The organism is Pseudomonas kribbensis, assembly GCF_003352185.1.
Taxonomy (GTDB): Bacteria; Pseudomonadota; Gammaproteobacteria; order Pseudomonadales; family Pseudomonadaceae; genus Aquipseudomonas; species Aquipseudomonas kribbensis.
Genome location: NZ_CP029608.1, coordinates 5,603,096 through 5,618,192 on the forward strand (window position 1 = coordinate 5,603,096; position 15,097 = coordinate 5,618,192).

The 15,097-nt window shown below is 63.2% G+C and carries 10 protein-coding genes; 5 read left to right on the forward strand and 5 right to left on the reverse strand.

The genetic code is table 11. The features are described from left to right. Window positions 1-181 precede the first annotated feature (181 nt). Complete coding sequence (locus DLD99_RS25645; protein WP_085712331.1) at window positions 182-1,111, reverse strand: NAD-dependent epimerase/dehydratase family protein; 930 nt, start codon at window positions 1,109-1,111, stop codon at window positions 182-184. Further along, a complete protein-coding gene (locus tag DLD99_RS25650) occupies window positions 1,104-1,988 on the reverse strand; it encodes a sugar nucleotide-binding protein (protein ID WP_114885813.1) in 885 nt (294 codons plus the stop codon). Before DLD99_RS25650 ends, DLD99_RS25645 begins: the two co-directional genes overlap by 8 nt. Before the next feature lie 178 nt (window positions 1,989-2,166). Here DLD99_RS25650 and DLD99_RS25655 point away from each other — a divergent pair, with 178 nt between their 5' ends. Further along, complete coding sequence (locus tag DLD99_RS25655) at window positions 2,167-6,462, forward strand: DEAD/DEAH box helicase (RefSeq protein ID WP_114885814.1); 4,296 nt, start codon at window positions 2,167-2,169, stop codon at window positions 6,460-6,462. An 8-nt stretch (window positions 6,463-6,470) separates the two neighbouring features. On the opposite strand, the gene DLD99_RS25660 is transcribed toward DLD99_RS25655, so the two are convergent. After that, complete coding sequence (locus DLD99_RS25660; protein ID WP_425273001.1) at window positions 6,471-8,501, reverse strand: mechanosensitive ion channel family protein; 2,031 nt, start codon at window positions 8,499-8,501, stop codon at window positions 6,471-6,473. A 247-nt stretch (window positions 8,502-8,748) separates the two neighbouring features. Between DLD99_RS25660 and DLD99_RS25665 the strand changes: the two genes are divergently transcribed. The 4 genes from DLD99_RS25665 to DLD99_RS25680 all read left to right on the forward strand — a co-directional run bounded on the left by DLD99_RS25665 (window position 8,749) and on the right by DLD99_RS25680 (window position 13,195). Further along, window positions 8,749-9,957, forward strand: a complete 1,209-nt coding sequence (locus DLD99_RS25665; protein WP_085712335.1) for an MFS transporter — start codon at window positions 8,749-8,751, stop codon at window positions 9,955-9,957. Window positions 9,958-10,128: 171 nt separating this feature from the next. Further along, window positions 10,129-10,926 (forward strand): endonuclease/exonuclease/phosphatase family protein, encoded by a 798-nt coding sequence (locus DLD99_RS25670; RefSeq protein WP_114885818.1) that lies wholly within the window; start codon window positions 10,129-10,131, stop codon window positions 10,924-10,926. Further along, complete coding sequence (gene clsB / locus DLD99_RS25675; protein ID WP_114885820.1) at window positions 10,923-12,209, forward strand: cardiolipin synthase ClsB; 1,287 nt, start codon at window positions 10,923-10,925, stop codon at window positions 12,207-12,209. Before DLD99_RS25670 ends, clsB begins: the two co-directional genes overlap by 4 nt. Continuing rightward, entirely contained in the window at window positions 12,206-13,195 is a 990-nt protein-coding gene (locus tag DLD99_RS25680) for a lysylphosphatidylglycerol synthase domain-containing protein (protein WP_114885822.1), read from the forward strand. Before clsB ends, DLD99_RS25680 begins: the two co-directional genes overlap by 4 nt. Here the strand turns inward: DLD99_RS25680 and DLD99_RS25685 are convergent, their stop codons facing one another. Together DLD99_RS25685 and DLD99_RS25690 are read right to left on the reverse strand one after the other, a co-directional pair. Further along, window positions 13,196-13,954: an alpha/beta hydrolase family protein gene (locus DLD99_RS25685; RefSeq protein WP_114885824.1), complete on the reverse strand. Its 759-nt coding sequence runs from the start codon at window positions 13,952-13,954 to the stop codon at window positions 13,196-13,198. Continuing rightward, window positions 13,944-15,053, reverse strand: coding sequence for a DUF3182 family protein (locus tag DLD99_RS25690; protein WP_114885826.1), 1,110 nt, complete (start codon window positions 15,051-15,053; stop codon window positions 13,944-13,946). Before DLD99_RS25690 ends, DLD99_RS25685 begins: the two co-directional genes overlap by 11 nt. Window positions 15,054-15,097: the final 44 nt, after the last annotated feature.

The window sequence follows — 15,097 nt, forward strand, 5'->3', positions numbered from 1 at the left end:
CAAAGAACGTTCACGTGGTGGTGAATGAGGCTTGGTGGCGGGCAGACTCAGAACTGACGGCGATGTTACGCAATCGACCGGGGAGCAAGCTCCCTCGCTACAGGAAACAGGTTTGAAACCCGAATTCCGGCCGTGAAAAAGGCGCCTGTCAAAAGGCGCCTTTTTCATGTCCGCAAAAAGCTCAGCGACCGAGCAGGCGGGCCAGGCCGACGCTCATGGGCGTCGGTGTCGGGCATTTGAAGCGCTCGAGCAACCGCCCGTTGTTCGCCCGCGAATGGCGGATGTCGCCGGAGCGCGCCGGGCCGTAACTGACCGGCGGCAGCTCACCGACCACCGCTTCCAGCGCAGCCAGCATCTGCTTGAGATTGGTCGCCTGATTCCAGCCGACATTCACCGCACCGACTTGCACTTCAGGTTTTTCCAGGGCCTGCACCAGCACGTCGACCAGGTCTTCAACGTACATGAAATCCCGGGTCTGCTCGCCATCGCCGAACACGGTGATCGGCAGGCCTTTCTGCGCGCGTTCGCTGAAGATGCTGATCACGCCGGAGTACGGCGAGGACGGATCCTGACGCGGGCCGAAGATGTTGAAGAAACGGAAGATCGCCGGTTCCAGACCGTGCTGGCGACGATAGAAATCGAAGTAGTGTTCGCCCGCCAGTTTGTCCGAGGCATACGGTGTCAGCGGCGCTTTCGGCGTGTCTTCGTTGATCGACTCGCCCTCGCCATTGTTGCCGTAGACCGCTGCGCTGGAAGCGAACAGCACACGTTTCACGCCGGCCTCGCGCATCGCTTCGCAGACGTTGAGCGTACCGATGAAATTGCTCTGGTGAGTCTTCACCGGATCATCCACCGAAGCCTGCACCGAGGCCACGGCGGCCAGGTGCGCGACGGCGCTGCAACCTTGCATCGCCCGGGCAACCAAAGCGGCATCGGCGACATCGCCGACGATCAGCTCGACCTTGGGATTGTCCAGCGGCAGGTTGCTGCGTTTGCCGGTCGACAGGTCATCGAGGATCCGTACCGAATGGCCGTTGGCGAGCAACGCGTCCGTCAGGTGCGAACCGATGAAACCGGCGCCGCCAGTGATTAAAACAGGGCCTTCAGCCATGACGATAAAACCTATCCAGTAAGCCCGGGAGCGCGGCACGCCAGGCGCGCGGCTTGATCCCGAAAGTGTGCAGAATTTTCTTGCAGGCCAGCACCGCGTGTTGCGGTTCTTCGGCGGCATCCTCACGCGCGGCGTGGGCCTGGGCGGTCGGTTCTTCGATCGCCAGCGGATGCAGGCTGCGGGCCTCGGTGAGAATCGCCTGCCCCAGCGCCAGCGGTGTGGTCGCCTCGTGGCCGGCGTAATGGTAAGTGCCCCACAGCGGCGCGGCGCAATCGAGTTGCTTGAGGACCGAAATGATCACCCGGGCCGCATCGTCGACCGGAGTCGGATTGCCGCGACGGTCGTCGGCCAGCAGCAATTCGTCCGGCTTTTCCGCGCGAGCGAGGAAGCGTCCGAGGATGCCCTCCGGGCTGTCGTCCAGCAGCCAGCCGAAGCGCAGCAACACATGCTGCGGACAAGTGGCGCGTACGCTCTGCTCGATCCGCCACAGCGCCTGACCGCGCAGGCCCAACGGCACCGGCTCGTCCTTTTCGCTGTAGGCGGTGGCGCGGGAACCGTCGAATACCCGGTAGCTGGACGGCTGCACCAGCACGATGTTGTGGTGCTGGCACAGTTCGGCCAGACGCTCAATGGCGCGTTCCTGCCCCGACAGACGGCTTTCGCTGACGGTCTCGGCCTGGAACCAGTCGAAATAGTAGGCAAGGTTGATCAATGCATCGGGACGGGTGTCGTCGAGCAGTTGTGTCAGGCTCGCGGCATCCCAGCCGTCTTCGGGCGGGCGGGGGGCGAGGAAACCGATGTCTTCCTCCGCACCGAGGCGAATCAGCGCCTGCCCAAGGGCATTTCCGCCGCCCAGTAACATAAGGCGCATTCGCATAGAGTCAGCAGGCCCAGTCTGATTGGAACGATGGCTTTAGCGACGATGCGCGTGGCACCGTCGTCGATAATTGCCGGAATCGTTGCATTTTGCGGGTTTAGTGCGCAACCGTCACCCGTAAAGTGTAGATCCCCGGCGGTACTTGCAACTTCGCCCGCCCGCCCGCATAACTGCAGACATGAATCTGCCCATCCCCAAGGACGTGGCCCTGGCAGGCTTTCACCCCGCCGTCAGCGCCTGGTTCAGCCGCACATTCGCGACGGTCACCGCCGCCCAGGCCCGCGCATGGCCGCTGATCCGCCAGCGCCGCTCGACGCTGATCGCGGCGCCCACCGGCTCCGGCAAGACCCTTACCGCATTCCTCGCGGTGCTCGATGATCTGGTCCACCGTGGCCTGGAAACCCCGGACGGCCTGCCGGACGAGACGCTGGTGGTCTACGTCTCGCCGCTCAAGGCGCTGTCCAACGACATCCGCATCAACCTGCAGAACCCGCTGGCAGGGATAACCGAGCAGTTGCGCCAAATGGATCTGCCGCCGCTGGAAATCACCACAGCCGTGCGCACCGGGGACACCCCGCAAAAAGACCGCGCCGCCATGCGCAAAAGCGCGCCGCATATTCTGGTGACCACCCCGGAATCGCTCTACGTGCTGCTTGGCTCGGAATCCGGGCGCAAGATGCTCGGCACCACGCGCACCGTGATCGTTGATGAAATCCACGCCATCGCTGCCGGCAAACGCGGCAGCCATCTGGCCTTGAGCCTCGAACGCCTGCAAGCGTTGTGCGCCGAGCCGCTGACCCGCATTGGCCTGTCGGCCACACAAAAACCGATCGATGCCGTCGCACGCTTTCTCGTGGGCCATGAGCGCCCCTGCGAAATCATCGACATTGGCCATGCCCGCCCACGGGATCTGGGCATCGAAGTGCCGCCGGTGCCGTTGTCGGCGGTGATGGCCAATGACGTCTGGGAACTGGTTTACGACCGCCTCGCCACGCTGGCCCGTGAACACCGCACCACGCTGATCTTCGTCAACACCCGGCGCCTGGCCGAACGCCTGAGCCGGCACCTGAGCGAACGCCTCGGCAAACACGCCGTGGCCGCGCACCACGGCAGCCTCGCCAAGGAGTTTCGTCTGGACGCCGAGCAGCGACTCAAGCGCGGAGAACTGCAAGTGCTGATCGCCACCGCGTCGCTGGAACTGGGGATCGACATCGGCGAAGTCGACCTCGTGTGCCAGATCGCCTCGCCGCGTTCGATTGCCGGTTTTCTGCAACGGGTCGGCCGCTCCGGTCACCAGGTCGGCGGCACACCAAAGGGGCGCCTGTTCGCGACGACGCGCGACGACCTGATCGAGTGCGCCGCCCTGCTCGACTGCGTGCGCCGGGGTGAACTCGATACGCTGCACATCCCCGAAGCGCCGCTGGACGTACTGGCGCAGCAGATCATCGCCGAGGTCAGTTGCCAGGAGTGGGCTGAAGACGATTTGCTCGCACTGTTCCGCCGGGCCGAGCCCTACGCCCGCCTCGACGAAAAGCATTATCAGGCGCTGCTGACCATGCTCGCCGAGGGCTACAACGGTCGCCAGGGCATCCGCAGCGCCTACCTGCATCGCGACGCCGTCAGCCGAACCCTGCGCGGGCGACGCGGTGCACGGCTGACGGCGGTTACCAGCGGCGGCACGATCCCGGACAACGCCGACTACAGCGTGCTGCTGGAACCCCAGGGCCTGAACATCGGCAGCGTCAACGAAGACTTCGCCGTGGAAAGCATTGCCGGCGATGTGTTCCAGCTCGGCAATACCTCCTATCGAATCCTGCGGGTGGAAACCGGCAAGGTGCGGGTCGAGGACGCTCAGGGCCAGCCGCCGACCATTCCGTTCTGGCTCGGCGAAGCGCCCGGTCGCAGCGCCGAATTGTCGATGGCTGTGGCCCGCCTGCAGGCACAGCTCGATCAACTGTTGAGCGCCAGCCCCGGTAACCTGCAACCGGCCACCGACTGGCTGACCGGAACCCTCGGTCTGGATCTGGCCAGCGCCGAACAGCTTGTGGATTATCTGGCCCGCGCCCGCCTCGCCCTCGGCGCCTTGCCGTCCCAGGACACGCTGCTGATGGAGCGGTTTTTCGACGAGTCCGGCGGCACTCAACTGATCATCCATTCGCCGTTCGGCAGCCGCATCAACCGCGCCTGGGGACTGGCTCTGCGCAAGCGCTTCTGTCGCACCTTCAACTTCGAATTGCAGGCCGCCGCCAGTGAAGACGCCATTGTCCTGTCGCTGTCCACCAGCCACAGTTTCGAGCTCGACGAGGTCTGGCGTTATCTGCACAGCAACAGCGCCGAGCACATCCTGATTCAAGCCGTGCTGGATGCGCCGTTGTTCGGTGTGCGCTGGCGCTGGAATGCCGGGGTGGCGCTGGCCCTGCCGCGCTACACCGGCGGGCGCAAAGTCGCGCCGCAATTGCAGCGGATGAAAAGCGAGGACCTGATCGCCAGCGTGTTTCCCGATCAGATCGCCTGCCTGGAAAATCTCGCCGGTGAACGGGAAATTCCCGAGCATCCGCTGGTGGAACAGACCCTCGACGATTGCCTGCACGAGGCGATGGACAGCGAAGGCTGGCTGCAATTGCTGCGGCGCATGGAGCGCGGCGAAGTGCGGCTGATCGCCCGTGACCTTCCGGCCCCTTCGCCGCTGGCCGCGGAAATTCTCAGCGCCCGGCCTTACACCTTCCTCGACGACGCGCCGCTGGAAGAGCGTCGCACCCAGGCCGTGCTGAATCGCCGCTGGAGCGATCCGCAATCCACCGATGACCTCGGTGCGCTGGACGCCGACGCGATCAACGCCGTGCGCGAAGAGGCGTGGCCGACACCAAACAGCGCCGATGAAATGCACGAAGCGCTGATGAGTCTGGCCTGCATCAGTGACCGCGAAGTCGAGGCCAATCCGCATTGGCGCGACTGGCTGAATGCCCTGGCCGACACCGGTCGAGCCTGCCGATTGCAGATCGATCCCGAGCACTCGCTTTGGCTGGCACGGGAACGCCTGACCTGTCTGCAAGCGCTTTATCCACTGGCGCATTCGGCACTGCCAGCGCTACCCGGTTTCGATGAGGTCTGGGCCGCCGACGATGCCTTGGTGGAAGTCATCCGCGCACGGCTGAGTGCATTCGGCCCGCTGCCACTGGAGGCCATCGCCCGGCCGCTGTCATTGCCAGCCGCACCGGTCCATCAAGCACTCGCCCGACTGGAGCGTGAAGGCTACGTGCTGCGCGGTCGGTTCACCCCGGGGCTGACGATTGAAGAATGGTGCGAACGGCATCTGCTGGCACGGATTCACCGCTACACGGTGAAGCGTCTGCGCCGGGAGATCGAACCGGTGGCGTTGCAGGATTTCATGCGCTTCCTGTTCGACTGGCAGCATCTGTCCCCGTCCACCCGAGGTCAGGGCAGTGCCGTGTTGCCGTCGATTGTCGGTCAGTTCGAAGGCTACCCGGCAGCCGCTTCGGCGTGGGACAGCGACATCCTCCCGGCGCGGCTCAAGGACTATTCACCAAGTTGGCTGGATGATCTGTGCCGCAGCGGGAAACTGGTGTGGACACGCCTCAGCGCCCGGCAGAAAACCAGCAGCACAGCGCTGCGCAGTACGCCCGTCGTGTTGTTGCCGCGCAGTCAGGTCGGGTTGTGGAGTTCGCTGGCAGAGCAGGCGCCGGTCAGCGAACTGTCACCCAAGACGCAGAAAGTCTTCGAGGCTCTCAGCCAGCACGGTGCGCTATTTTTCGATGAGCTGATTCATGAAGCGCATCTGCTGCGCACCGAACTGGAAATCGCCTTGCAGGAACTGGTCGGCGCCGGTCTGGTGAATGCCGACAGTTTTGCCGGGTTGCGCGCGCTGATCACCCCGGCGAGCAAGCGCCAGCAGCGCAGCAGCCGACGCGGGCGCGGGGCGTTTGTCGGAGGTATGGACGATGCCGGGCGCTGGGCGCTTCTGCGTCGAGGGCCGGTTGTGGAGAACAGCCAGACAGCGTCGCCCGAAACTCTGGAACACATCGCCATGACCTTGTTGCGCCGTTACGGCGTGGTGTTCTGGCGCCTGCTGGAGCGCGAAGCCGACTGGCTGCCGAGCTGGCGCGAACTCCTGCGCACCTTTCACCGGCTGGAGGCCCGCGGCGAGATTCGTGGCGGGAGGTTTGTCAGTGGCCTGGCCGGCGAACAGTTCGCCCTGCCCGAGGCAATTCCGCTGCTGCGCGAAGTGCGCCGCCGCCCTCATGACGGCAGCCTGATAGCCGTGTGCGGGGTCGATCCGCTGAACCTCGCCGGCACCCTGATACCGGGTGCAAAAGTACCGGCGCTGGCGAGCAATCGACTGGTGTATCGCGATGGCTTGCCGGTGGCGGCCGAGATTGCCGGCAAGCAGCTGTTCTGGGTGGAGCTGGAGCAACCCGCCATGGGCGAAATCCGCAGCAAACTGACCCGTCACTGAGTCCGCGCCTACTCCGGCAACACCACCGACGAATGCGCCACCACCTCATCTTCCTGTCGTCTCGGCAACAAAACCTGTTGTGGATAAGTCTGCGCGAAATGCACCCACGGGCTGTTATCCACAAGCTTTTTCAAACGCTGGTTGAACGCGCGGCTCACCGCATATTGCCCGCCAGACACCGTGCGGAATTGCGCGGTCAGCACCACGCCGTTCAAGTCCATTTTGTCCACGCCGAACACATCCAGCGGCCCTTGCAGGTTGTACTTGAGGAACGGGTCTTCGCGGATCGAATCCCCGGTCTCGCGGATCAGCTCGATAGCTTTTTCGACATCGGTGTCGTAGGTGAACTGCACCGAGAAAAACGCGAACGCAAACTGCCGCGATTGGTTGGTCACGGCCTTGATCTGACCGAACGGCACCGAGTGCACGAAGCCCTTGCCGTCGCGCAGGCGCAGGGTGCGAATGGTCAGGCCCTCGACCGTGCCGGCATGCCCGGAATCGAGCACCACCCAGTCACCAATCGACAGGGTGTCCTCAATGATGATGAACAGCCCGGTGATCACGTCCTGCACCAATTGCTGCGAACCGAAACCGATGGCCAGGCCGACCACCCCGGCACCCGCCAGCAGCGGCGCGACGTTGATCCCGAGATTGGCCATGGTGGTGATTGCGCAGATCACCACCAGGATGATTTTGATCGCGTTGCGCAGCAGCGGCAGGATGGTTTTCACCCGGGTGCTCGGCTGACGCGCCGAGCGCTTGCTGACCGGCGGTTTCAGCGCCTCCTGAATTGCCGTGTCGAGCACCACCCACAGCAGCCACGTCACCAGGAAGATCAGGCCGATGCTGCTCAAGGCATTGCTGATCGCCCGGCCGACCGTGCTGCTTTGCGCAAAATCGATCAGCGACACACCCCAAATGCGCCCGAGGATATCGATGAACGCAACGGCAATGACGATCCGCAGCAACGCATGCAACAGGCTGAGAAAACGCTCCTTGTAGGCGCTGCTGCGCTGGATCGCCTCGGCCCGGCGTGATTTGAACAGGTGCTGCAGCACCGTGCTGAGAAACACCGTGCCGATCAACAGCACCGTGGTGAGCAGCGCGCAGCGCAGAGCCTTTTGATTATCCTCGCCGATGCCGATCAGATTGACCGCCGAGACCAGCACCATCAGCACGATCGGCCAATACCAGAGCCCGGAAAAGATCCGCAGCGACTCCTGCAATGACGGCTGTTTCAGACGTTGGGCCAGCGAGCGATTGCGGATCAGGTGCGCCACCGGCCGGCGCAGGCGAATCACCAGCAAGCCGAAGATAATCGACGCCAGCAGACCGGTGAACACCGCGATGCTGCTGGTGATATTGCCGCCCAGTTGCCGGGCGATCTGCGGGCTGGTCAGCGCGTCACTCAACGCGGCGAGAAAGCCGATCAGGAACAGCGGTTTCGGGCAGTAGTCGCGGATGATCTGCACCGCGCGTCGCTTGTGGCCGGTGTTGAACATCACCACCACACACAACAGCATCGAGGTGGAAAAAATACCGCTGCTGGTGGTGTAGGCAAAACACAGCGCCAGCGCCCGACCGACCGAGGCCGGCAGAAAGTGGCTGACGTACAGGGTTAACGGCAGACAGATCAACGCGGGCAATGTGTAGGGCAGCAAATAACCGATCAGGTCCTGACTGCGCTGGCGAGTACGCAGCCAGTGGCCCTCGCGCATCCGCTTGGCCAGCACGCTGCCAAGCACGGTCAACACGGCAAAGGTGCCGAGCCACACGCCAGACAGCATCATGAAGTCCCCGGCCACGCTCCACCCCGAGCGATCCGACGGCTGATTGACCAGCCTGTCGACTTCATCCGCCGCCCGGTCGGCGCGCAAACGCCAGGCATCGACCAGATGCTCGTTGAGATCGAGCTTGTCCTGCACGTCGTCGATGCTGGAACTGATGGCGCCGAGCAGTCCGCCCTGCACCAGCGGTTCGGGTTCGGCGGCCTTTGCAGTGGCTGCCGGGACGCCCGGCAATGTGGCGGCCTGCAGCATTTGGCCGCCGGAAAACAGCAGCGCCCCCAATAGAATTGCGATCCTGAACCTGGTCAAAACGCAGAGCTCCCTTGGTTGAACCTGTAAGGAACTGAGCGTTTTTTGCTCGGCAAAGTTCAAGAACGCCTTGAAGGCGGCTTTTGATCTTTGCTCTCAGGTCAAATATCAAATGCCCATCCCTGTATTTTTCCACCCCCACCAAACCCCGACACTGCGCTCCATTCAATCCCCTTACCGGAGTGCCGTCATGCCCATTGCCTTGCTCGCGCTGACCCTCAGCGCATTCGCCATCGGGACGACCGAGTTCGTCATCGTTGGCCTGCTTCCCACCATCGGCGCCGATCTCGGCGTCAGTCTGCCGTCTGCCGGGCTGCTGGTCAGTCTCTACGCCCTTGGCGTGGCCATCGGTGCGCCGGTGCTGACTGCCCTCACCGGCAAAGTCCCGCGCAAACTGTTGCTGCTGTCGCTGATGGTGCTGTTCACCCTCGGCAACCTGCTGGCGTGGCTGGCGCCAAGTTATGAATCGCTGGTACTGGCGCGGATCGTCACCGGTCTGGCCCACGGCGTGTTCTTCTCCATCGGTTCGACCATCGCCACCAGCCTGGTGCCCAAGGAAAAAGCAGCGAGTGCGATTGCAATCATGTTCACCGGCCTGACCGTGGCGCTGGTCACCGGCGTACCGCTGGGCACCTTCATCGGTCAGCATTTCGGCTGGCGTGAAACCTTCCTCGCCGTGTCGGCGCTGGGTGTCATCGCGTTCATCGGCAGCTTGCTGTACGTGCCGAAAAACATTGCCCACAGCAAACCGGCTTCGTTGCTGCAACAGCTGCAAGTACTCAAGCAACCACGCCTGCTGCTGGTCTATGCCATGACTGCCATCGGTTACGGCGGCTCGTTCATCGCCTTCACCTATCTGGCGCCGATTCTTCAGGACATCTCGGGTTTCAGCGCCGGCACGGTCAGCCTGGTGCTGCTGGTGTACGGCGTATCGGTGGCCGTCGGCAATATCTGGGGCGGCAAACTGGCGGACAAGCGCGGACCGATCAGCGCCCTGAAAATCATCTTTGCCCTGCTCGCCGCCGTGCTGTTCGTGCTCACCTTCACCGCCGCCAATCCGTGGCTGGCGCTGGCCACCGTGCTGGTCTGGGGTGCCGTCGCCTTCGGCAACGTGCCGGGCCTGCAGGTGTATGTGGTGCGTCAGGCTGAACATCACACGCCGCAAGCGGTGGATGTGGCTTCAGGGCTGAACATTGCTGCGTTCAACCTCGGGATTGCCGGCGGTGCCTGGGGTGGCGGGCTGATTGTCGAGCACATCGGCCTGATCCACACCGCATGGATTGGTGGACTGGTAGTGCTGGTGGCATTGGCCCTGACCGCGTTGAGCGGTCGCCTCGACCGGCTGGGCCCGGTGTATGCCGAACCGGTTGAAGGCTCCCGCATCGTTGCCGGCCACTGATCCGGCGAATACCGACCGTCCGTAGTCCCGTCGAAACTTTCTCGAACCGCCCGCAGTCACCAACAGACAGAGGCGGTACGAGGACTTTCGACGGGAGAACGGCATGACAGCGATTCACATCGATGGCCCACCTGGGCGCAGCAAGCGCCACACCTCGGCAGGCATGCCGTCATGAGCATTCCCGAGCCGGTCGGCGTCACCGACGAACAGGCCAGCGTCATCACGACGGTGCGCCGCTTCACGGTGCTGACGGTCAACACCCACAAGGGGTTCACCGCACTGAACCGCCGCTTCATCCTCCCCGAACTGCGCGAAGCGGTGCGCAGTGTGTCCGCCGACGTGGTGTTCCTGCAGGAAGTGCACGGCACCCACGAACACCATCCCAAGCGCTACAACAACTGGCCGACCATGCCGCAGTACGAGTTCCTCGCCGACAGCCTGTGGCCGCAGTTCGCCTACGGGCGCAATGCGGTGTACCCGGAGGGCGATCACGGCAACGCGCTGCTGTCGAAATTCCAGATCGTGCGCCACGACAACCTCGACGTTTCCATCAGCGGACATGAAAACCGTGGCCTGTTGCACTGCGTCCTGCGCCTGCCGGGAGATGATCGCGAACTGCACGCGATCTGCGTGCACTTGGGCCTGCGCGAAAGTCATCGCAACGCACAGCTGAAACTGCTGCGTAAGCGCCTCGCCAACCTGTCGGACGATGCACCGGTCATCGTCGCCGGCGACTTCAACGACTGGCGCCAGCGCGCCGATGCGTTGCTTGAACCTTGCGGCCTGCGCGAAGTGTTTGCCGAACATCAGGGCAAACCGGCCCGCAGTTTTCCGGCGCGCTGGCCGGCATTGCGGCTGGACCGGATCTACGTGCGTAACCTCAAGGCCAGCGAGCCGAAGGTCCTTGCCAACCGGCCCTGGTCGCACCTTTCCGACCACGTGCCGCTGTCCGTGGAGATCGAACTATGAGCAGCGCACCGCTGGAAAAATCCGCTGTGGAACCGATCACCATCACCCCGCCGATCCGCGAGCCCGGTCACGTCGATGTCGACTACGGCTGGCAGGGCAGCAACCGTGTCGAACTGCTGGAAAACGGCGAGGAGTATTTCCCGCGAGTCTTCGAGGCCATGCGCGCGGCGAAGAGTGAAATCCTGCTGGAGACCTTCATTGTTTTCGAAGACAAGGTCGGCAACGAACTGCAGCAGATTCTGATCGATGCCGCCCGACGTGGCGTGCGCACCACCGTCAGTCTCGACGGCTTCGGTTGCGGTGAACTGAGCACCGGATATCTCACCGCGCTGAGCGAGGCCGGTGTGCACCTGCAGATTTTTGACCCGGCACCGAAACGCCTGGGCTTTCGCACCAACTGGTTCCGCCGCCTGCACCGCAAAATCGTGGTGGTCGACGGGCTGATTGCGTTCATCGGCGGGATCAACTTTTCCGGCGATCACCTGGCGGATTTCGGCCCGGAGGCGAAGCAGGATTACGCCGTGGAAGTTCAGGGCCCGGCGGTGGCCGACATCCATCATTTCGCCCTGCTACAAAGCGGTCGCCCGGGGCGGGCGCGCTTCTGGTGGCAACGCCGGCGCCAGCGTCGGGCGGAGATGGCGTTCACCGAGCACGACGGTCAGGTGCGTCTGGTGTTTCGCGACAACGACCGGCATCACACCGATATCGAAGAGGTTTACTTGCAGGTGCTGCGTCGCGCGAAACGCCGGGTAGTGATCGCCAACGCCTATTTCTTCCCCGGTTATCGCTTGCTGCGCGAGATGCGCAACGCGGCCCGGCGCGGCGTCGATGTGCGGCTGATCCTGCAGGGCCAGCCGGACATGCTGGTGGCCAAACTCGCGGCGCGCATGACCTACGACTACCTGCTCAAGGCCGGGGTGCAGATTCACGAATACTGCCAGCGGCCGCTGCACGGCAAAGTCGCTTTGGTGGATGAGGAATGGAGCACCGTCGGGTCGAGCAATCTCGATCCTCTGAGCCTGTCGCTGAATCTGGAGGCCAATGTGCTGATCCGCGACCGGGCCTTCAATGCTCATCTGTTTGAGCGTCTCGAAGATCTGAGCAACAACCACTGCAAAGCCATGGACGCCAGCAAGTCCCCGCGCGGACGCATCTGGCACATGACCGTGGGTTTTCTGGTGTTTCACTTCCTGCGCCACTTTCCAGCGATGGCCGGATGGCTGCCCGCGCATAAACCTCGTTTGAAACCCTTCATCGGCAAGAGCGGGAGCGATCCGTCATGAGTCGCTCCGATGCTCAGTCCGCAACGCATTCGCCGCCAGCCGCAACGTCTCGCTGGAGCCGTTGGAAGCGCCCGCTGACGCTGCTGTTTTTCCTGGCGCTGATAGTCCTGCTGACGATGTTCGCCAGCCGCATCGAATGGTCCGAGGTGCTGCAAACCCTCGCCGACTTCAAGGTGCGCACGCTGATCATCGCCTCCAGCCTGACGCTGTTGAGCTTTCTGGTGTACGCCAGTTTCGACCTGATCGGCCGCACTTACATCCGTCAGGACCTGACGTGGAAACAGATCCTGCCGGTGGGCATCATCAGCTACGCGTTCAACCTCAATCTGAGCGCCTGGGTCGGCGGGATCGCCATGCGCTATCGGCTGTATTCGCGACTTGGGGTGAGCAAAAGCAACATCGCCAAGATCCTCGGCCTGAGCCTGGCGACCAACTGGTTCGGCTACATGACCATCGCCGGCGCGGTGTACAGCAGCGGACTGGTCAGCATGCCGCCGGGGTGGAAAGTCAGCAGCGATGCGTTGCAGGGCATCGGCGTGTTGCTGCTGTTGATCAGCCTCGGTTACCTGCTCGCCTGCCGGTTTTCCCGGCGGCGCGAGTGGTCGATTCGCGGGGTGGAAATCAACTTGCCTTCGCTGCGCATGGCGGTCCTGCAACTGCTGCTCGGCGCGCTCAACTGGTCGTTGATGGCGGCGGTGATTTTCACTTTGCTGCCGGGCAAGCTCGACTATCCGCTGGTGCTTGGCGTGCTGCTGATCAGCGCGATTGCCGGCGTCATCACCCACATTCCCGCCGGGCTCGGGGTGCTTGAAGCGGTGTTCGTCGCCCTGCTGCAACACGAAGCATCGCGCGGCAGTCTGGTCGCGGGGTTACTGGCCTATCGGGCGATCTATTTTCTGCTGCCGCTTTTGATCACCGTGGTGATGTACCTGGTGGTGGAAGCCAAGGCCAAGGCGCTGCGGATCGAGAAGAAACCCAAGCCGTGATCAGCGCGACTGAATGATGCTCAACCGTTCGCCCACCACCATCTCGGTGATCCAGTCGACCAGGATCGAGGTATAGGCCTGCTGCGAGGTTGGATCGCTCAGGGCATGGTCGGCACCGTCGATGATGCGGTGGGTCAGCGAGTGAGTCTGCTGGCATGCGGCGCGATAACTCATGATCGTCGCGTGAGGTACATAGTCATCGGTTTCCGATTGCACCAGCAGCACGTCCCCGGTGAATTGCGAGCAGGCATGCAACGCCCGGTTGCTGTCGGCACGCACCAGCGTGCCGCGATAATCGCGCAGGTCGTCCTTGTCCAGATCGCGCTTGGGCGTGTGCCATTGCTCGTCGCGATACAGCGCCGGCACCCGCAGCGCCAGCCAGCGCACCGGGCGCAATGAGGTGAGGATCGAAGCGAGATAACCGCCGTAGCTGGTGCCGACCACCGCGATGGCCGAGGTGTCCAGCGCCGGATGGGCGAGCAGCCGGTCGTAGGCTGCGAGCAGATCGCGCAGGTTGTCCTCTCGGGTCACCCGGCTCAACGGAATGCCGGTGCCGCCGGTATGCCCGCGCAGGTCAAACGTCAGGCACACACAGCCCAGACCGGCGATGCCTTTGGCCCGTTCCAGATCCCGCTCCTGGCTGCCGCCCCAGCCGTGCACAAACAACACGCCGGGGACTTTCGATTTGGGACTGAGGAAAGTCCCGCTCATCTGTTCGTCATCAATGTCGATCTGAATGCTTTCGCTTCTAGCCGTCATAGGATTGGACCGTTACGTATTTGAGGAGAAAGTCGCTGTTCTCGGCCGGGCCGCGATAGACCTCGATGGCATCCGCCGGCAGGGCCCGGTCGATGTAGGTTTCCACCGACGACACGCGGATCGCGCGCATCGACGGGTCGTTGACGAAACTCTGCAACGCCGCCACTTCGGCACTGCTGGCGCCGCCCATTCGCCAGGATTGTTCGAGCACGCCGCTGCGCCGTTGGCCGTTGCTGTCCAGGCCTTGAGCGATGTCATAGTTGCGCCGTGAGGCGTAGAACCGTGGATAGGCTTCGTCCGCCGCCCGGTCGAACACCTGCGCCTGTTCAATGGCGAGCCGCACGTCGTCCGGCAGTTTCAGTTTCAACAAGTGTGCATAACCGCCCTGCACCACCAGCAGGTTCGAGCCGCCATAGACCTCTTCGCCGTGGGCATCCTCGGTCAAGTATTGATCACCGCAGTAACTGAGCACCCGGTCGCCGATGAACGACTGGCCGACGCTGTGGGTGACCACCTGGCTCAGGTCCTGTTCCAGCACCACGCCTTCGCTGAACTGTCCGGCAATATCGGGACGCGCGAGAATTTCGTCGAAGGCATCGAGGCTCTTGATCACTTCTTGACCGCGACCAGCACACGCATGAATCGGTTTGAGACGGATCGGGCCGCTGTACAACAGATGTTCGGCGGCAGGTCGTGCATCTTTCAGATCAAACACACTGAGCCCGTCGAGCACGACATTGCGCGTGCGTTCGGAAAACAGCGGTGACCAGCCTACTGGTGCATGGGCCTGATGGCTGCGCAAGCCATGGCTGATGGCTTTGGTGCAGATGAAATCGTGCTCGACGAAACCGCCCCACAGATCCTCGGGGCCCTTGATGCCCAGTTCATGGGCCTTGGCAGCGCCGACGATGGTTTGGGTCGGCAGCAGATACAGGTCGCGACCGCGATGCTTTTGCGCGTCGTAGCTGCCGCCGAATTTCAGTCCGAGAATCTGCGCCAGCCAGCGGGCCAACGTCTTGTTGGTCTGCACTTCGTGTTGCGGCGCGGCGGGGCGTACGGAATGGGCGACCACTATTCTGTTGCGAGGTGTCGGGGTCATGCGTCCCCCTTCCAGCGGCTCGGTGAATGTAGGTCAAAGAGTGC

What these genes read in the sequence shown, in the direction of transcription:
- DLD99_RS25645 (WP_085712331.1), bottom strand. Translation starts at nt 1,111, where the DNA reads ATGGCTGAAGGCCCTGTTTTAATCACTGGCGGCGCCGGTTTCATCGGT.
- DLD99_RS25650 (WP_114885813.1), bottom strand. Translation starts at nt 1,988, where the DNA reads ATGCGAATGCGCCTTATGTTACTGGGCGGCGGAAATGCCCTTGGGCAG.
- DLD99_RS25655 (WP_114885814.1), top strand. Translation starts at nt 2,167, where the DNA reads ATGAATCTGCCCATCCCCAAGGACGTGGCCCTGGCAGGCTTTCACCCC.
- DLD99_RS25660 (WP_425273001.1), bottom strand. Translation starts at nt 8,501, where the DNA reads ATGCTGCAGGCCGCCACATTGCCGGGCGTCCCGGCAGCCACTGCAAAG.
- DLD99_RS25665 (WP_085712335.1), top strand. Translation starts at nt 8,749, where the DNA reads ATGCCCATTGCCTTGCTCGCGCTGACCCTCAGCGCATTCGCCATCGGG.
- DLD99_RS25670 (WP_114885818.1), top strand. Translation starts at nt 10,129, where the DNA reads ATGAGCATTCCCGAGCCGGTCGGCGTCACCGACGAACAGGCCAGCGTC.
- clsB (WP_114885820.1), top strand. Translation starts at nt 10,923, where the DNA reads ATGAGCAGCGCACCGCTGGAAAAATCCGCTGTGGAACCGATCACCATC.
- DLD99_RS25680 (WP_114885822.1), top strand. Translation starts at nt 12,206, where the DNA reads ATGAGTCGCTCCGATGCTCAGTCCGCAACGCATTCGCCGCCAGCCGCA.
- DLD99_RS25685 (WP_114885824.1), bottom strand. Translation starts at nt 13,954, where the DNA reads ATGACGGCTAGAAGCGAAAGCATTCAGATCGACATTGATGACGAACAG.
- DLD99_RS25690 (WP_114885826.1), bottom strand. Translation starts at nt 15,053, where the DNA reads ATGACCCCGACACCTCGCAACAGAATAGTGGTCGCCCATTCCGTACGC.